Annotated in this window: 11 protein-coding genes and 1 tRNA gene; 10 read left to right on the plus strand and 2 right to left on the minus strand. The window is 71.1% G+C overall.

Annotated features, from left to right (window positions below):
- The first annotated feature begins 76 nt into the window (after positions 1-76).
- The 5 genes from KWI83_RS29310 to KWI83_RS29330 all read left to right on the plus strand — a co-directional run bounded on the left by KWI83_RS29310 (position 77) and on the right by KWI83_RS29330 (position 8,127).
- Positions 77-616 (plus strand): hypothetical protein, encoded by a 540-nt coding sequence (locus KWI83_RS29310; protein ID WP_218517390.1) that lies wholly within the window; start codon positions 77-79, stop codon positions 614-616.
- 262 nt (positions 617-878) lie between these two features.
- On the plus strand, positions 879-3,041 hold the full coding sequence (locus tag KWI83_RS29315) for a DEAD/DEAH box helicase (RefSeq protein ID WP_218517391.1): 2,163 nt from the start codon (positions 879-881) through the stop codon (positions 3,039-3,041).
- 191 nt (positions 3,042-3,232) lie between these two features.
- Positions 3,233-6,313 carry a VCBS repeat-containing protein gene (locus KWI83_RS29320; RefSeq protein ID WP_218517392.1) on the plus strand — a complete coding sequence of 1,027 codons (3,081 nt, stop codon included), beginning with the start codon at positions 3,233-3,235 and terminating at the stop codon, positions 6,311-6,313.
- A 68-nt stretch (positions 6,314-6,381) separates the two neighbouring features.
- Positions 6,382-7,956 (plus strand): amino acid permease, encoded by a 1,575-nt coding sequence (locus KWI83_RS29325; RefSeq protein ID WP_218517393.1) that lies wholly within the window; start codon positions 6,382-6,384, stop codon positions 7,954-7,956.
- Between the two features lie 98 nt (positions 7,957-8,054).
- A tRNA-Lys gene (locus KWI83_RS29330) sits at positions 8,055-8,127 on the plus strand.
- A 34-nt stretch (positions 8,128-8,161) separates the two neighbouring features.
- Here the strand turns inward: KWI83_RS29330 and xerC are convergent.
- Both xerC and KWI83_RS29340 read right to left on the minus strand, forming a co-directional pair.
- Positions 8,162-9,799: a tyrosine recombinase XerC gene (gene xerC / locus KWI83_RS29335; RefSeq protein ID WP_218517394.1), complete on the minus strand. Its 1,638-nt coding sequence runs from the start codon at positions 9,797-9,799 to the stop codon at positions 8,162-8,164.
- Positions 9,796-10,485, minus strand: coding sequence for a helix-turn-helix domain-containing protein (locus tag KWI83_RS29340; protein ID WP_218517395.1), 690 nt, complete (start codon positions 10,483-10,485; stop codon positions 9,796-9,798). The genes xerC and KWI83_RS29340 overlap by 4 nt, the downstream gene beginning before the upstream one ends.
- Before the next feature lie 94 nt (positions 10,486-10,579).
- Between KWI83_RS29340 and KWI83_RS29345 the strand changes: the two genes are divergently transcribed.
- The 5 genes from KWI83_RS29345 (at position 10,580) to KWI83_RS29365 (ending at position 16,327) form a co-directional block, all read left to right on the plus strand.
- Positions 10,580-10,810, plus strand: a complete 231-nt coding sequence (locus tag KWI83_RS29345; protein ID WP_043434156.1) for a hypothetical protein — start codon at positions 10,580-10,582, stop codon at positions 10,808-10,810.
- Positions 10,811-11,041: 231 nt separating this feature from the next.
- On the plus strand, positions 11,042-12,352 hold the full coding sequence (locus tag KWI83_RS29350) for a DUF3631 domain-containing protein (protein ID WP_218517396.1): 1,311 nt from the start codon (positions 11,042-11,044) through the stop codon (positions 12,350-12,352).
- A gap of 517 nt (positions 12,353-12,869) precedes the next feature.
- A complete protein-coding gene (locus KWI83_RS29355) occupies positions 12,870-13,709 on the plus strand; it encodes a DUF2637 domain-containing protein (protein WP_308122247.1) in 840 nt (279 codons plus the stop codon).
- 345 nt (positions 13,710-14,054) lie between these two features.
- Complete coding sequence (locus tag KWI83_RS29360; RefSeq protein ID WP_218517398.1) at positions 14,055-14,624, plus strand: MobC family plasmid mobilization relaxosome protein; 570 nt, start codon at positions 14,055-14,057, stop codon at positions 14,622-14,624.
- The gene (locus tag KWI83_RS29365; protein ID WP_218517399.1) at positions 14,621-16,327 is read left to right on the plus strand and encodes a relaxase/mobilization nuclease domain-containing protein; all 1,707 of its coding nucleotides are present in this window, start codon (positions 14,621-14,623) and stop codon (positions 16,325-16,327) included. Before KWI83_RS29360 ends, KWI83_RS29365 begins: the two co-directional genes overlap by 4 nt.
- Positions 16,328-16,330: the final 3 nt, after the last annotated feature.

Genomic DNA, 16,330 nt, shown 5'->3' on the forward strand with positions numbered 1-16,330 from the left:
CAGGGCGCGTGTCCTCTTGTGGGCGGCGGGAGTTGGGCAGGTTGACTCCATCACCCCGCCTCGGAGGTGGCTGCTCGTGCGCCCCTTGTACGTACCCGTCCGCCTGACCGCCACCGTCGCGGCCGTCGCCGCTGCCGCCGGCTGTATGAGCGTGGGTGACGACGACGGCAACCGGGCCAGGCCGTCGCACTCGGCGGTTCCGCGGGGTGGTGCGGCGCCCGACGGCGGGACCGCGGTGTCCGGCGGCGGTGTAGCGGGCGGCGGGGGCGCGGGCGGCGCGAAGGCCGTGCGCGGCAAGGACGGCAAGGGCGACCGCTCGGCGGAGCCGGGCGAGACGCCCGAGCCGTCGGGCTCGGCGAAGGCGCCGGGGGCGAGTACGTCGGCCACGCCACCGGCGAGGCCCGGCCACCCCGCCGAGCCGGGCGACCCACCGCCGCCCCCACCGGAGCCGACCCCGACCCGCACCACGCCGGACCCCGAGCCGCCTCCTCCCTCCCCGGAACCGCCGCCCTCTCCCGACCCGACGGCCGCGGAGCCGTCCTCGTCGGCACATGAGGAGACGGGACCGCAGCTGGCCCAGCGGGAACCGGCGCCGGAGGCGGGGTCGCCGGTTTAGGGGTGGGGCGGTTGCCGGTCGGGTCGCCTCGTTGAGCCGTCGGTAGGGGCGCCGACCTGCCGTAACGGCCCCGGTTTGCCTTTCGGGGTGGTGGGTGCGTATCTTGGTAGATCGTTTGATCCCATTTGCCCGGCGCCATCGCAGAGCGCGCCGTGTGGCGCGTACTCTCCCTTGCCGTGGCGGACCGCATTGAGGCGGTCGTGTGCGAATCACGGAGTTGACGGGCGCGTGCCGACGAGACTCCGGAAGGTTTCGCAGACGTATGTCTATCGCCAGTACTGATCACGCCGTCCTGCCCGCGGAGGGCGACGAGCAGTCCCCCGAGATCACCTTCGCCGCCCTCGGCCTGCCCGAGGGCGTCGTGCGCAAGCTCGCGCAGAACGGTGTGACCACCCCCTTCCCCATCCAGGCCGCGACCATCCCGGACGCCCTGGCCGGGAAGGACATCCTGGGCCGGGGCCGTACCGGCTCCGGCAAGACGCTGTCCTTCGGGCTGCCGACGCTGGCCCGGCTCGCCGACGGCCGCACCGAGAAGAAGCGGCCCCGGGCCGTGATCCTCACGCCGACGCGTGAGCTCGCCATGCAGGTGGCCGACGCGCTGCAGCCGTACGGGGACGTCCTCGGGCTGAAGATGAAGGTGGTCTGCGGCGGTACGTCGATGGGCAACCAGATCTACGCCCTGGAGCGCGGCGTCGATGTGCTGGTCGCCACCCCGGGTCGCCTCCGCGACATCATCAACCGCGGTGCCTGCTCGCTCGACGACGTGCGGATCGCCGTACTCGACGAGGCCGACCAGATGTCCGACCTGGGCTTCCTGCCCGAGGTGACCGAGCTGCTCGACCAGGTCCCGGCGGGCGGTCAGCGGATGCTGTTCTCCGCGACGATGGAGAACGAGATCAAGACCCTGGTCGACCGCTACCTGAGCGAGCCGGTCCTGCACGAGGTGGACGCGGCGCAGGGCGCGGTGACGACCATGTCGCACCACATCCTGGTCGTGAAGCCCAAGGACAAGGCGCCGGTCACGGCGGCCATCGCGTCCCGCAAGGGGCGGACCATCATCTTCGTGCGGACCCAGCTGGGCGCCGACCGCGTCGCCGAGCAGTTGCGCGACGCCGGTGCCAAGGCCGAGGCGCTGCACGGCGGTATGACGCAGGGCGCCCGCACCCGGACGCTGGCGGACTTCAAGGACGGGTACGTCAACGTGCTCGTCGCCACCGATGTCGCGGCGCGCGGCATCCACGTCGACGGCATCGACCTGGTGCTGAACGTCGACCCCGCCGGTGACCACAAGGACTACCTCCACCGGGCGGGCCGTACCGCGCGCGCCGGGCGCACCGGCACGGTCGTGTCGCTCGCCCTGCCGCACCAGCGCCGTCAGATCTTCCGCCTGATGGAGGACGCGGGCGTCGACGCCTCGCGCCACATCATCCAGGGCGCCGGCGCGTTCGAGCCCGAGGTCGCCGAGATCACCGGCGCCCGGTCGATGACCGAGGTGCAGGCCGAGTCCGCGGGCAACGCCGCGCAGCAGGCCGAGCGCGAGGTCGCCCAGCTCACCAAGCAACTGGAGCGGGCGCAGCGGCGCGCCGCCGAGCTGCGCGAGGAGGCCGACCGGCTGATCGCCCGGGTCGCCCGCGAGCGGGGCGAGGACCCGCAGGCGGCGGTGGCCGAGGCGCAGGGCGCGCAGGTCGCGGTGGCCGAGGCGGCCGCGGTGACCGAGGTGCCGGACGTGGTCGAGGTGTCGGTGCCGGGGCAGGTGGCGGCGCGGGACGTCGAGCGGTCCGAGCGGTCCGAGCGGTCCGAGCGGTTCGAGCGGCCCGAACGGGTGGATCGGCCGGAGCGTACGGGGGCTTCGGCGTCGTACGAGCGGCGTGACCGCCGGGACCGCCGGGACGGTGACCGTGGTGGTCGTTCCTTCGACCGTGACCGGGGCGGTCGTTCCTTCGACCGTGACCGGGGTGGCCGTTCCTTCGAGCGCCGGGACGGCGACCGGGGTGGCTTCCGCCGGGACGACCGCGACGACCGGGGTGGCTTCCGCCGGGACGACCGCGACGACCGGGGCGGCCGTTCCTTCGAGCGCCGTGACGGTGAGCGGGGCGGCTTCCGCCGGGACGAGCGTCGGGACAACGACCGTGGTGGGCGTTCCTTCGAGCGCCGTGACGGTGACCGTGGCGGCCGTTCCTTCGAGCGTCGCGACGACCGCGGCGGCTTCCGCCGGGACGACCGTCCCGCCCGTTCCTTCGACCGACGTGACGAGCGCGGTGGCCACCGTGGCAGCGACCGTCCGTTCAACCGCGACCGCCAGGGCGACCGCCCCGGCTTCCGCAGCGGCGGTCACGAGCGCCCGAACGGCCGCCGTGACGACCACCGCGGCGGCGGCTCCTTCGGGCGCCGCGAGGACAAGCCGCGCTGGAAGCGCAACGGCTGACCTCCGCAGCACGTGAGCCATGAGCGCCGTGGCCCCACCTCTCGCCGGGTGGGGCCACGGCGCTTTTTCCACCCCGAAAGCATGTGCGACGACTGTATGATCAGCCGACTTCTGAGAGGGATGTGACCCCGGGGCGGGGGGAACCGGCGCGGGGCACAGGCTCCCTCTCACCCGCAGGGGAGGGTGTTTCCTTGGCTCGCCATGCCTTCGTACGACTCGTCACCGCGTCCGCCGCGCTCGCGGCCGGTCTGAGCCCGCTGCTGCCGACCACGGCCGTGGCGGACACGCCGCAGGAGACGGTCGTACCGGCCGCGTTGCGCGACAGCGAAACCGTGGCCGTGCTGCACCACGCGGACACCCAGACGGGTACCGACGGTGCCGGGACCGAGGGCGTGTACCACCGGCTGGAGGGCAACACCGGGCTGCTGTGGACCCGGTACTCCGACGGCAGGAGCTTCGAGGCACCGGCGGCCGCACGCACCGTGGCCCTCAGCGGCACCGGCAGCGACATCCTGGCGTACCGCCACCCCGAGGGACGTATCGACCTGTGGAACCCGGTGGACGGCAGCACCCGCACCGTTCGACTGCCGGCCGGCCAGGGGCTGCTCGGGGTGTACGGGACCACCGTGGTCACCGCCCAGTCCGTGACCGACCCGGACGGCACGACCCGGCGCGTGCTGCATCTGCTGACCGTGGCCGCGGACGGCACCGTCGTCGACAGGGAGGTCGGCGGGCTGCCCGCCGGCATGCGGCTGGGGCATGCGCGGGGCGCGGACGCGTCGAGTCTGTTCTTCAACGCGGACCTGGACGGCACCCCCCGCATGGTGGCCGTCGACCGCACGACCGGCCAGGTCCAGGGCTGGACCCGGGCGCTGCCCGGCACGACGTACGCCTTGGTCAAGATCTCGCCCGAGTACGTCGCCATGTACCGGGTCCAGGATGCCAAGGTGCTGGTGGTGCCCCGCTCGGACCTGTCGGCCACCCCCGTCGAGGTGGCCGTGGGCGGTGGCAACGGAGGCGTCGACGACCTGGCCGTGGTCGGCGACTGGCTGGTGCACCAGCCGAGCGGCTCCGACGACGTGAAGGCCCGGCCCATAGCGGGCGGCCCGGAGGTGACGCTGCTGACCGCCACGCGCCTGGAGGTGTCCGCGGTGCCGGACGGCTCCGCCGTCACCGTCGGCCGTACCGGCGCCGACGACTGGGGCATCCAGCGCATCCACGCCGGCCCGGACGGCAAGCCGGTGGTCACGCGGGTCAAGCCGCTGCCGAGGCCGCCGGCCCCGATCCAGGGCATCTCCCTGGAGCACGGCCGCCTGGTCGTCACCGACACCAGTGCCGCCGGGCAGCGTGACGACTACGCACGGACCGTCGCCACCCACGGCACGCCCACGTTCGGCACGCGCACGTCGTTCACGCCCGACACCGGCTCGCGGATGACGGCCTGCCCGGCGACCGACGTCGCCTGCTCCCGGCTGTTCGGCACGGCCGACGGCCGGATCGCCTGGCTGGAGCACGGCTCGGCGCAGGAGGACACGATCCGCGTTGACGGCCCGACGGGGCCGTGGCAGCGCACCGTGCCCGCAGGCGGCCGGATCACCGATGTCTCGGGCCGGTACGTGCTGCACACGACCGCGGACAAGCAGTACGTGTACCGGATCGACGACTGGGCCACCTCGCCCGTCACCCGCGCCCCGGGCGCGGCCGCGCTCGCCGGTGGGGTGCTGTGGACGGCGGGTACGGCCGCCGGGGCGGTCACGGCGTACGACCTGGCCGCGAAGAAGACCACCGAGACCCTCACCACCGAAGCCGGCTGCACGCCGAACGAGCTCCAGGCGCTGGGCCGTTACCTGTACTGGAGCTGCGACGGCCGCGCCGGGGTCTACGACCGTACGGCGAAGAGGTCCGTGCCCGTCCCCACGGGTGAGGCCAAGCTCGGCGACGGGTACGTCGTCACGCACGACAAGGTTGCCGGGAAGCTGACCCTCACCACGGTCACCGACGGCACGCCTGCGAGCCGGGTCATCGGTGAGTTGCCCGACACCGGGGTCTCGCAGCGGGACGTGCGCTGGACGGTGGACGAGTCCGGCGCCAACGCCGTCTACGTCGACGGGCAGGAGCGCGTGCACCTCGTACCGTCCGGCGTGGCACAGCAGCCGCTGCGGCTGCTCGGGCCCGCGCAGAACGCGGCGTACGTTCAGGCCCGTGAGATCGACGCGGTGCCGGACACGCTGACCACCGTGCTGCTGTCCAAGCCGTCGGCGAGCTGGGAGCTGACCGTGCGGGACAGGGCGACGGGCAAGGTCGTCGCCGTCCACGGGGGTGGGGCCGCGCGCGGCGAGCTGAGCGTCGGCTGGGCCGGCAGGGGCACCGGGGGCACCCTCCTCCCCAACGGCACCTACGACTGGACCCTCCAGGCCACTCCGGCGGACGGCGTCGGCGGCCCGCTGCAGACGCGCGGCACGGCGCGGCTGCACAAGGGCGGGCCGGTGCGCCACGACCACGTGGGCCCGTCGGGAAGACCGGACGGCATCGGTGACCTGCTCACCCTCGACTCCTCCGGCCGCCTGACCTTCCAGCAGGGCACGGGCAGGGGCACGTTCTCCGGAAAGGTCACCGGCAGTGGCTGGTCCACCAGCGTGAGGGCGGTGCCGGTCGGTGATCCGAGCGGGGACCGCTGCAACGACGTGCTCGTGAAGTTCAGCAGCGGGACGGTACGGCTGTACAAGCCGGCCTGCGGCGCCGCGCTGAAGCCGTCGACGCCGTACACCACGATCGGGACGGGCACCGGCTGGAACCAGTACGACATCCTCACCTCGCCCGGCGACATCACCAAGGACGGCCGGCCCGACCTGCTCGCCCGCACGGCCTCCACCGGCACGGTGTACGTCTACAAGGGCACCAGCACGGGCAAGTTCGCCGCGCGCGTGAAGCTGTACGACAACTGGAAGACGTACAAGAAGGTCGTCGGCGCCGGTGACCTGAACGGGGACGGCATCGGGGACCTGGTCGCCCAGGACAAGGCCAATGCGCTGTACCGGTACTACGGCACCGGCAAGGGCGCCTTCACATCGCGCGTGAAGCTGTCGTCGAACTGGGGCGGGTCGTACAACGTGGTCGTCGGGGTGGGCGACATCACCGGGGACGGGACGGCCGATCTGGTCGCGCGGGACACGGCCGGTGTGCTGTACCGGGTGCCCGGGACGGGGAAGGGTTCGTTCGGGGCGCGGGTGCGGATCGGGACGGGTTGGCAGGGCTACAAGGGCCTGTCCTAGCCGGCAAGGGCCTGTTCTGGTCAGCCTGTGACGTGTGTCACGCCCCCGGCGAGGGAATTGCTGGGGGCATGACAGATGACGCGTTGCGTGGCGGGCCGACGGACGAGGAACGTCTGGCCCAGCTCGGCTACACCCAGGTCCTCGCCCGCCGTATGTCGGCGTTCTCCAACTACGCGGTCTCCTTCACGATCATCTCGGTCCTGTCCGGCTGCCTGACCCTCTACCTGTTCGGCATGAACACCGGCGGCCCGGCGGTGATCACCTGGGGCTGGGTCGCGGTCGGCCTGATGACCCTGTTCGTCGGTCTGTCCATGGCCGAGATCTGCTCGGCGTACCCGACCTCGGCGGGCCTGTACTTCTGGGCGCACCGGCTGGCGCCCTCGCGGACGGCCGCGGCCTGGGCGTGGTTCACGGGCTGGTTCAACGTGCTGGGCCAGGTGGCGGTGACGGCGGGCATCGACTTCGGCGCGGCGTCGTTCCTCGGCGCGTACCTGAACCTGCAGTTCGGCTTCGAGGTCACCCCCGGCCGCACGATGCTCCTCTTCGCGGGGATCCTGCTGCTCCACGGCCTGCTGAACACCTTCGGCGTGCGCATCGTCGCGCTGCTCAACAGCATCAGCGTGTGGTGGCACGTGCTGGGCGTCGCGGTGATCGTCGGCGCGCTGACCTTCGTACCCGATCACCACCAGTCGGCGTCGTTCGTCTTCGGCGAGTTCGTGAACAACACGGGCTGGGGCAGTGCGGTGTACGTGGTCCTCCTGGGCCTCCTCATGGCCCAGTACACCTTCACCGGCTACGACGCCTCGGCCCACATGACGGAGGAGACACGGGACGCGTCCACGGCGGGCCCGAAGGGCATCGTCCGCTCGATCTGGACGTCATGGATAGCGGGCTTCGTCCTACTACTCGGCTTCACCTTCGCCATCCAGTCGTACGAGGGCGCGCGCACGTCCCCGACGGGCGCGCCGCCCGCGCAGATCCTGCTCGACGCCCTGGGCGCCACGGCGGGCAAACTGCTCCTGCTCGTCGTGATCGGCGCGCAGCTGTTCTGCGGGATGGCGTCCGTGACCGCCAACAGCCGCATGATCTACGCCTTCTCGCGCGACGGCGCGCTGCCCTTCTCCCACGTCTGGCACACGGTGAGCCCGCGCACCCGCACGCCGGTGGCGGCGGTGTGGCTGGCCGCGCTGGGCGCCCTCGCCCTGGGCCTGCCCTACCTGATCAATGTCACGGCGTACGCGGCGGTGACGTCGATCGCGGTGATCGGCCTGTACATCGCGTACGTCATCCCGACGTTGCTGCGCCTGCGCAAGGGCGAGGCCTTCGAACGGGGCCCGTGGCATCTGGGCCGCTGGTCGCGTCCGGTCGGGGTCGTGGCCGTCGGCTGGGTCGCCGTCATCACGATCCTGTTCATGCTCCCGCAGGTCTCCCCGGTCACCTGGGAGACCTTCAACTACGCCCCGATCGCGGTCCTGGTCGTCCTGGGCTTCGCGGCGAGCTGGTGGGTGGCGTCGGCTCGGCACTGGTTCCTGAACCCGGAGCATGAGCGGACGGTGGGGAGGGAGGCGGCGCGCCGGACGACGGAACGCGGTGACGCGCCCGGCCCGGTGCCGCCGATAGATCGCGAACCGGTGGATCCCTAGCACTTCGGGCCCTTCCACCCCGGACCCGGCCCCGTCCCCCGGATACCCGATCGGCGACGCGGCCTCCTCGGGCTATGCTCGGGGAGGCAACATCGCCTGGGCCCTTAGCTCAATTGGCAGAGCAGTGGACTTTTAATCCATTGGTTGTGGGTTCGAGTCCCACAGGGCCTACCGGTGGCGGGGGAGGCAAACAGCCTCTGACCTGCTACGCAGCGCCTGAGTCGGCTTCGGTCGGGTCGGGCGCTGCTTCGTTTTGAAGCCACTGCGTGAGCGATGCGTGAGCGGATGCGCTCGTGGCCTGCGGATCGGGTGCCGCTTGGGCGGACGAATCAGCAGCTGCCGGACGCGATCGAGGGATCAGCTTCGCTGCCTTCTCGGCGATCTCACGGTCCAGCTCAGGGAGCAGGCTCGTGTATGTGTCCGAGGTCAGCGTGATGGTGGAGTGCCGCAAGGTCTCCTTCACCGCGTGGATGTCGCCGCCGCCTCCGTGCGTGAGCGTCGCGGCGACGTGGCGCAGGTCCCGCAGTGTGATGGGTGGCAGGTCGGTCGTGGCGAGGATGCGGCGGAACGTCTCGGAGACGGTCTCCGGGTGCAGCCAGGAGCCGTCCTCCTTGGTGAAGACCTTGCCCGTGTCCTGCCAGGCGTCGCCCCACTGCGCGCGCTCCTTCTCCTGGCGGGTTTTGTGGTCGCGCAGCTCCGTGATGGTCGTGCTGTCGAGCGCGATCGTGTTGGCGCTACCGTCCGTCTTGGGCTCGGACTCGTAGGGGTCCCAGCCATCTACCACGATCTCCTTGGCGGGAGTGATAAGGCCGGCAACGAGGTCGATCTCGTGCCAGTCCTGGCCGACCGCTTCGCCGCGACGGAGACCGCGGGTACCCATGAGGTGGAAGATCGCGTACAGGCGGTCGCCCTCGGCTGCGTCGAGGAAAGCGCCGAACTGCTGCGGGGTCCACACCATCACGGGGCCGGGGATCTCGCCCGTCTCACGCCAGCGCCGGACTCGTTCATCGGTCCAGAGGAGTGGCTTCGGGCGCTTGCCGGACTCCAACTCGACGTGGGCCGCCGGGTTGAAGGTGATGAGCTGCTGGGCGATCGCGGAGTTCAGGGCCGCGCGCAAGGTGCGGCGGATCGCCTGACGGGATGCCGGACCGGTGATCTTCCGGAACGGCTTCATCTCCGCCAGCTTGGCCCGCTCGGCCGCGAGCAGCTTCCGCTCGGCTCCTACGGGGCGGCCGGGCTTGCTCGGCTTGCAGCGGGCGATCTGCTCGCGGTGGGCCTCGTTCTCGGCCGCAATGACCTCGTTGTCGTCGGCTATCCCGTCGAACATCTCCACCAAGTGGCCGACGTTGAGGCGGTCGAGGCGTACGTGGCCGATGCGTGGCTTCAGGTGGACGCGGATGTGGGAGGCGTAGCCGTTGAGCGTGGTCTTGCGGCGCTTCTTCGCGGCGAACCACTGGTCGAGCCACTCGCCGACGGTGAGGCTGCCACGGAGGGCCAGGCCCGCCCTCAGGCGGCGTCGGGTCTCTTCGATGGCGGGCAGCGGGGCCTTCTCGGCTGCGACCGCCTCCAGCAGGGCGATGAGGCGCTGGAGGCTGTCGGGGTCATCCTTGTCCGCCAGGGCGAGCAGAGCGCGGACGTGGTCGAGGTCGGCCTGAGCCGTCTTCAGGGAGTCGTAGCCGGCGCGGTTGAAGGAGCGCCGGGTGCCGTCTTCGCGGGGCGGGAGTTCCTGGCGTATGGAGTACGAGCCGTGCTTGCGGCCGGAGAGCTTGGGGCATTTCTTGCCGAGCGGCTTGCCGGTGTGTGGGTCGCGGCAGTAGCAGCGGCGGTGGGTGGAACCCTTCAAAAATCATTCTCCTCGGTGGGGTCGGTGTCCGGTGGATCGACGTCGTCGAGCTGCGGGGGCAGGTGCGGTGGGGTGCCGCCGCCTTCCCGGATGGCGTCGCGGTGATGGAGCAGCTCGCGCTTGGCTTTGGCTGCCTGGTCGGCGTATCGGGCCAGGGCGCGCTCGGCCGCTTCCCGTTGGACGCGGTTCGCGGCGGTCTTGACCTTCCAGCGTTCGTAGTCCTCGCTCTTCACGGCGGCCAGAGCCGAGCGGAGTTCGAGGTCGTGGGCGAGGAAGTGGTCGAGCATGTAGTCGGTGGCGCCCTCGGCGGGTGAGTTGCCGATGAACCACTGCAACGCGTCCCAGGTCGGTCGCGGGTCCTCGTAGGGGAGTTGGCGGACTTCGTCGACGTAGCCGACGGGGTACAACAGGCTGATCGGGGACATGCGTAGGGCCTTCGCGAGGACCATGATCTCGACCAGGGGGAGGACGGCGCGGCGGCCGGACTCCATGTTGGCGATCACGTTGCGGGGGATCGGGTAGCCGATCTCCTCGCACCTGTCGGCCAGATCCTGTGCGCTCCACCGCAGTTCCTTCCGTCGTCTGCGGACCTCGCCTGCCACGGTGGCCATGACGTGGTCCTCCCATTCGAGGTCGTCGACCTCGGTGTCCTTCTCGTATCCATGGTCGGAACGGCGTTGTGTCATGAAGACACATTAACTTGCCTAGCGTTGATTCCATGGCCTGGAGACGAGCGCGATCGCCGTGTTCGCCGAGGGCTCAGTCATGGAGGGAGCGCTTATGCGCGAGAACGAACCCGTCGGCCGGGTGAAGGGCATGAGCCGCGAGGAGCTGCTGGAGCTTCCCGCCGCTGTTGACCTGGAGACAGGCAACCGGGCTTTGGGGCTGGGGCGGAGTAAGGGGTACGAGCTGGCGAAGCGCGGCCAGTACCCGTGCAAGGTGCTGCGGCTGGGCAATGCCTACCGGGTGGTGACCGCTGACCTGTTGGCGCTGCTGGGCTTGGCCGCGTGAGAGCGGGGAGCCGTAGCAGACCATTCTGCGCTGAGCTGACACAGAAGCGCTGGACTGTTGCCGCGTGGACGTACGGTCCGTGTTCCCTCGCGATGGCCTGGCGCCCGCGAGAAAGGGGTGGGCCCCCGGCGGTGCAACGCCGGAGGCCCGAGCAACCCCGAACGGCCCTGGACGAACCAACCCGGCGGCACGGGCGTGCGAGCCCGCCACCGCCAGACGAGGAGCTGCCGAGTGCAACCCGAGAACCCCGAGCCCTATTCCGCCCCCGCGCAGGCCATCTGGCCCGCAGCGGCCATCCCCGGCCGACCCGGCGCCCACCTGCACGCCACGCCGGTCGGCGACGCGGATCCGGGCCAGGGCGGCGGTGTGCCCGCCCGCAGCAGCGACGAGGCGGTTACGCCGGGCGGGCCGGAGGAGATACCCGATGCGGAGCCGACGCACGGCTCCGAGCTGCTGGACGAACTGCGCGCACGGATAGCCCAATTCGTGATCTTTCCCTCGCCGGAGGCGCTGGACGCGATCACTTTGTGGGTGGTGGCGACGCATCTGCAGCCCGCATGGCAGCACGCCCCTCGGCTGGCGGTGGTGGGACCGGCGAAGCGGTGCGGTAAGTCGCGGCTGCTGGACGTGCTGACCGAGACGGTCCACGATCCGATGCTGACCATCAACACGACCCCGGCGGCCATTTTTCGGTCGATCTCCGAGGACAACCCGCCCACGCTCCTGGTGGATGAGGCGGACACCATCTTCGGCCCGAAGGTCGCGGAGAAGAACGAGGAGACGCGCGGCCTGCTCAACGCCGGTCACCAGCGGGGCCGTTACGTGACCCGCGTCGTCGGCAACGACCACACCCCGCACCGCTTCGCCACCTTCGCCATGGCGGCCATCGCGGGAATCGGCGACCTGCCCGACACGGTCATGGACCGGTCGGTCGTGATCCGCATGCGGCGCCGGGCCGAGGGCGAGAAGGTCAAGCCCTTCCGTTCTCGCCGTGACATCCCAGCCCTGCATGATCTACGCGACCGCATTGCCGCGTGGGCCAAGCCTCTACTGGACGAGGCCGCGAACCTGGAGCCGGACATGCCCGTCGAGGACCGTGCCGCGGACACCTGGGAACCCCTGGTCATCGTCGCCGACCTGGCCGGCGGGCACTGGCCCAGGCTGGCGCGGGCGGCGTGTGCGCGGATGGTCGCCGCCGAAGCGGCGGCCGAGGAGGACCACCCCAGCGGGGCGCGGATCCTCGCCGACATCCGCCGGGTCTTCTACGCCCAGCGCGAGGTGGACAGCCTGTCCACCGAGGAACTCCTACACCACCTGCGCCAGGACCCCGAGGCTCCGTGGGCCGAGTGGGGACGCGGCGGGCTCACCGCGCGTGAGCTGAGCAGGATGCTGCGCGCGTACGAGATCAAGCCCGGCAACGTGCGCATGGCCGACCGGACCCAGCGCAAGGGCTACATGCGCAACAAGTTCCTCGATGCCTGGCGCCGGTACTGCCCCGCCGTCCACCCCGTCGACGCCGACACCCCTCGCGGCAAGGACTGATGCCCGCCCCCTGGTTGCCGTACTTGCCGTCCCTGCCGTGATCTCGCAGGTCACACGGCCTACAGGCAAGACGGCAACCGGTGCCAAGACGGAAACGCGATCATCAATCGCACCCCTGCCACCAAGACGCCGCCCGTATCCGTCTTGTGCCGTCCGCCGCCGTCCTGCCGTATCGCCGCAGGTCGCAGCCCTGCCCACCGGGACGGAAGACGCAACGCCACCGTCCCGGCCGGGGGCACGGCCACACCGAAGCCAGGCCCGCCAGGACATCCCGCGCGGGTTCCGTCTCGGAACAAGACGTCGGCAGCGCCTGCCAGGACGGAGGGCCAGACGGCTGCCGTACCCGCTGTGACCTGCGCCTGCAACGGCCAAGACGCCAAAGACGCACCACACCAATACCCCAGGAGTATCCCGCTTGAGGATCCCTCTCATGTCCCGTCGCCGAGACCGCCCGCCGCGCGGTGACCAGCCCGGTCAGGAGCAACCAGCGAAGACGAAGCTCACCGCGGAGCAGTACGTGCTCCGCACGGCCGGCATCGTCATCGTCGCCCTTACCGCCGGTGCGTTCTGGCTCTCCTACGCACACCTGGCCGAGGTCGCCGCCCAGCACGGACTCCGCGACTCGCCGACCCGCCGATGGGCGTGGCCCGCGACACTGGACGCGTTCATCGTCGCGGGCGAGCTCCTCATGCTCCGTGCGGGCCTGCGCCGCGTCACTGACAAATGGGCCATCGGCGTCACCGCCATCGGATCATTCGGCTCCATCGGGCTCAACGTGGCCGGGGTGACCGGCACGCGCGAAGTCGGCAGTGTCCCGTTGCTCGACTACGTTGTTGCCGCGGTTCCCCCGGCCGCCGCGATGGTGGCCTTCGGCGTGCTGATGCGGCAGATCCACGAGCTCGTCGCGCAGCCTGTTGTCGACCATTCGGCCCCCGGTTACGCGCAGGTGCCGGAACAACCGGCCACCACATCCGTCCAGCCCGCCGAGCTGTTGACCACCACGGTCGTCCAGTCCGGCGAGGCTCCGGCTGAGGGCGTCCGGCCCGCCGGTCTACTGGTTGAGCCCGGCCCGGCCGCTGAGCCGTCGGCTGCCGTATCCGTCCAGTCGCCGGAATCGCCGACCGATGCTGCAGCGGGCAAGTTGCGCGGTGGCCGTCCGCCCGGCGCCCCGCTCCAGGTACTCGTGGAGATCGGCCGGGCTGCTGCCGCTGAGCAGGGCAAACTCACCCGGGCCGTCGTCCGGACGGCGGTTGAGGACAAAGGGCTGACGGTCGGCAGTAAGCGGCTGACCGAGGTGATGGACATCCTCCGGGCCGAACTCGAACCCTCCGCCGAGCCCGATCTGCCCGGCGGCTGACCGGAACCGCTGCCGGGTGACCGGAACCCTTCCGGTCACCCGGCCCGCCGGTCACCGTCCCGTGTAACGCGTGATCGTCCACACCTGTGGATGAGGTGGCAGCCGTCCGAACTCCGTCTGATCTTCGCGTTGCCCCGCGCGCCCTCCCCACGCCTTTCTGGAGAACCGTCCATGACGCACGACCCGCTCCACCCCGAGAACGCCCCGGACGAGCTGCCGCAGCTGACGAAGTCCCCTACGCTGATGGACCGTTGGCGCCGTGCGTTCGGACGGGGTGCCCCTGGCGGAGCCAGTAGTACCCCGAGTCCGACTCAAGGCCGGTCTTCGGGGGTCTCCGCCCCGGGGGTGGCGGAGGAGGCCCAGCGCCAGGGGGCGCCAGGCCAGGACGTCGGGGTCGAGGGCGGCCCCGACGAGGACACACTCCACACCGTCCAGCGCGAGACCCTGCGCCCCGTACGCGCCACCGACACCGCTGAGGCTGTCGGCGGTGAGCCTGTCATGAAGAGCGTCCAGCCCACGATCCGCCGCTTCACCGGCACCAAGCGCAACGACCGTGTCGGCCCGCTGCGCTTCACCGGCGACCAGCGAGCCCGTCTTCAGGAGGCAGCCGTCGAGCACGGCTACAAGGGGGACTCCGGCTTCGCCGCCGACATCGTCCTCGCCTTCATCACCGGCCGGTTCACCGCCAACCTGCCCCTGTCCGAGGACCGCCGCCGCACGCACATCTTCCGCGCCCAGGCCCTGCGCCAGCTCAACAGGATCGGCGTCAACATCAACCAGATCGCCCGTGCCCTCAACAGCGACCACACCCCACCCGACATTCGCCAGCGCCTCACCGAACTCCACGACCTGCTGGAGCTGATCGCCGAAGCCCTGCGTCAGCCCGTCGATCCAGAGACGGAGGCATCCGCGTGATCGCCGCCATCAAACCGGCCGGGTCCAACACCCGCGGCCTGCTCGCCTACCTCTACGGCCCCGGCAAGCACGACGAGCACCTCGACCCGCACATCGTGGCGGGGTTCGCCATGCTCGGCATGCCCGACCCCGGCCGCGACGAGGACGCCACCCTCACCGAACTCGCCCGCTACCTCGACGAGCCCGTGCGGCTGCGCAACGGCGAATTCGGCAAGAAGGTCACCGACCACGTCTGGCACTGCCCCGTCCGCGCCGCACCCGAGGACCGCTACCTCTCCGACGCCGAGTGGGGCGAGATAGCCCAGCGCATCGTCGAGGCGGCCGGCATCGCCCCCACCGGCGACGACCTGGCCTGCCGCTGGATCGCCGTACGCCACGCCGACGACCACATCCACATCCTCGCCACCACCGTCCGCGAAGACGGCCGTCGCCCCAAACTCCACGACAGCGGCCTGCGCGTCGGCGACGCCTGCCGCGAGATCGAGAAGGACTACGGGCTGCGCCAGTTGAAGAAGAGTGACCGCACCGGCGCCCGCCGTCCCACCCAGGCCGAGATGCACAAGGCCGAACGCCTCGGCTGGAACCAGACCAGCCCCGAGTGGCTCCAGGACCGCATCCGCGCCGCCATCCCCCACGTGACAGGCGCCGAGGAATTCATCGCCTACCTCGAAGCCAGCGGCGTCGAGGTCCAGGTCCGGCGCGGCCCGTCAGGAGACCTCCTCGGCTACGCCGCCGGCCGACCCGGCGACCTCAACGAGGCCGGCGAGCAGATCTACCACCCCGGAAGCAAGATCTCCCCCGACCTCTCCCTGCCCAAAATCAAGGCCCGCCTCGAATCCAGCCGGCCCGAAGAACACCCCACCGCCCGCCGCAACCACCCCAGCACCCCCTGGCACCAAGCCACAGACGCACTCGACACCCTCCACACCGACCTCGCCGACGACATCCACGCCCAAGCCCACATCACCGCCCTCGGCGAACTCCTCGAAGCCACCGCGCAGAAGGCACCCGCCCATCTGCGCGCCGAACTCCACGCCGCCTCCAAGGCGTTCGCCCGGGCCCAGCGCTCCCAGGTACGGGCGGAAGACCGAGCTGCCCACGCCCTGCGCAGCGCGGCACGCGACATCGTGCACACCGCCACCGGCCCCGACGGCAGCGCCTTGGCCGCCTTGGTCGCAGCCCTCGTCTGGGCCGCCATCGTCGCCGGGCGCTGGCACGAAGCGAAGCACCACGCCCACCAGGCCGACGCCGCCCGCCAGGCCGTCCAGCACCTCCAGACAGCCGCCGACCTGGCCCTCGCCCCGACGCTCGCCGAACTCACAGCCCGACCGCCCAGGGATCAAGCCCGCCGCGTTCTGGCCAGCGACGTACGAGCAGCCGTCCCCGACCACGCCGAGCGAATCCTCACCGATCCGGCCTGGCCCGCGCTCGCCACTGTCCTCGCCAACGCGGAAGCCCGCGGGCATCAACCGCACCAGCTCCTCAAGGAAGCCGCTGCCCAGCGCGAGCTGACCACCGCACGACAGCCCGCCCGCGTCCTGATCACCCGCATCGCGCACACCGGCCGAAACCCAGCACCCAACCGCCGCGCCGAAGCTGCCCGCCTGCAGTCGACCATGGCAGGCTCGATCCCCACTCGGCAGACCGGAAACGGGCGACTCCCCTCAGTGCCTCCATCGCCTACCAAACAACAGCGCCGATAGACA

The organism is Streptomyces sp. TRM70350 (genome assembly GCF_019219825.1).
Lineage (GTDB): Bacteria > Actinomycetota > Actinomycetes > Streptomycetales > Streptomycetaceae > Streptomyces.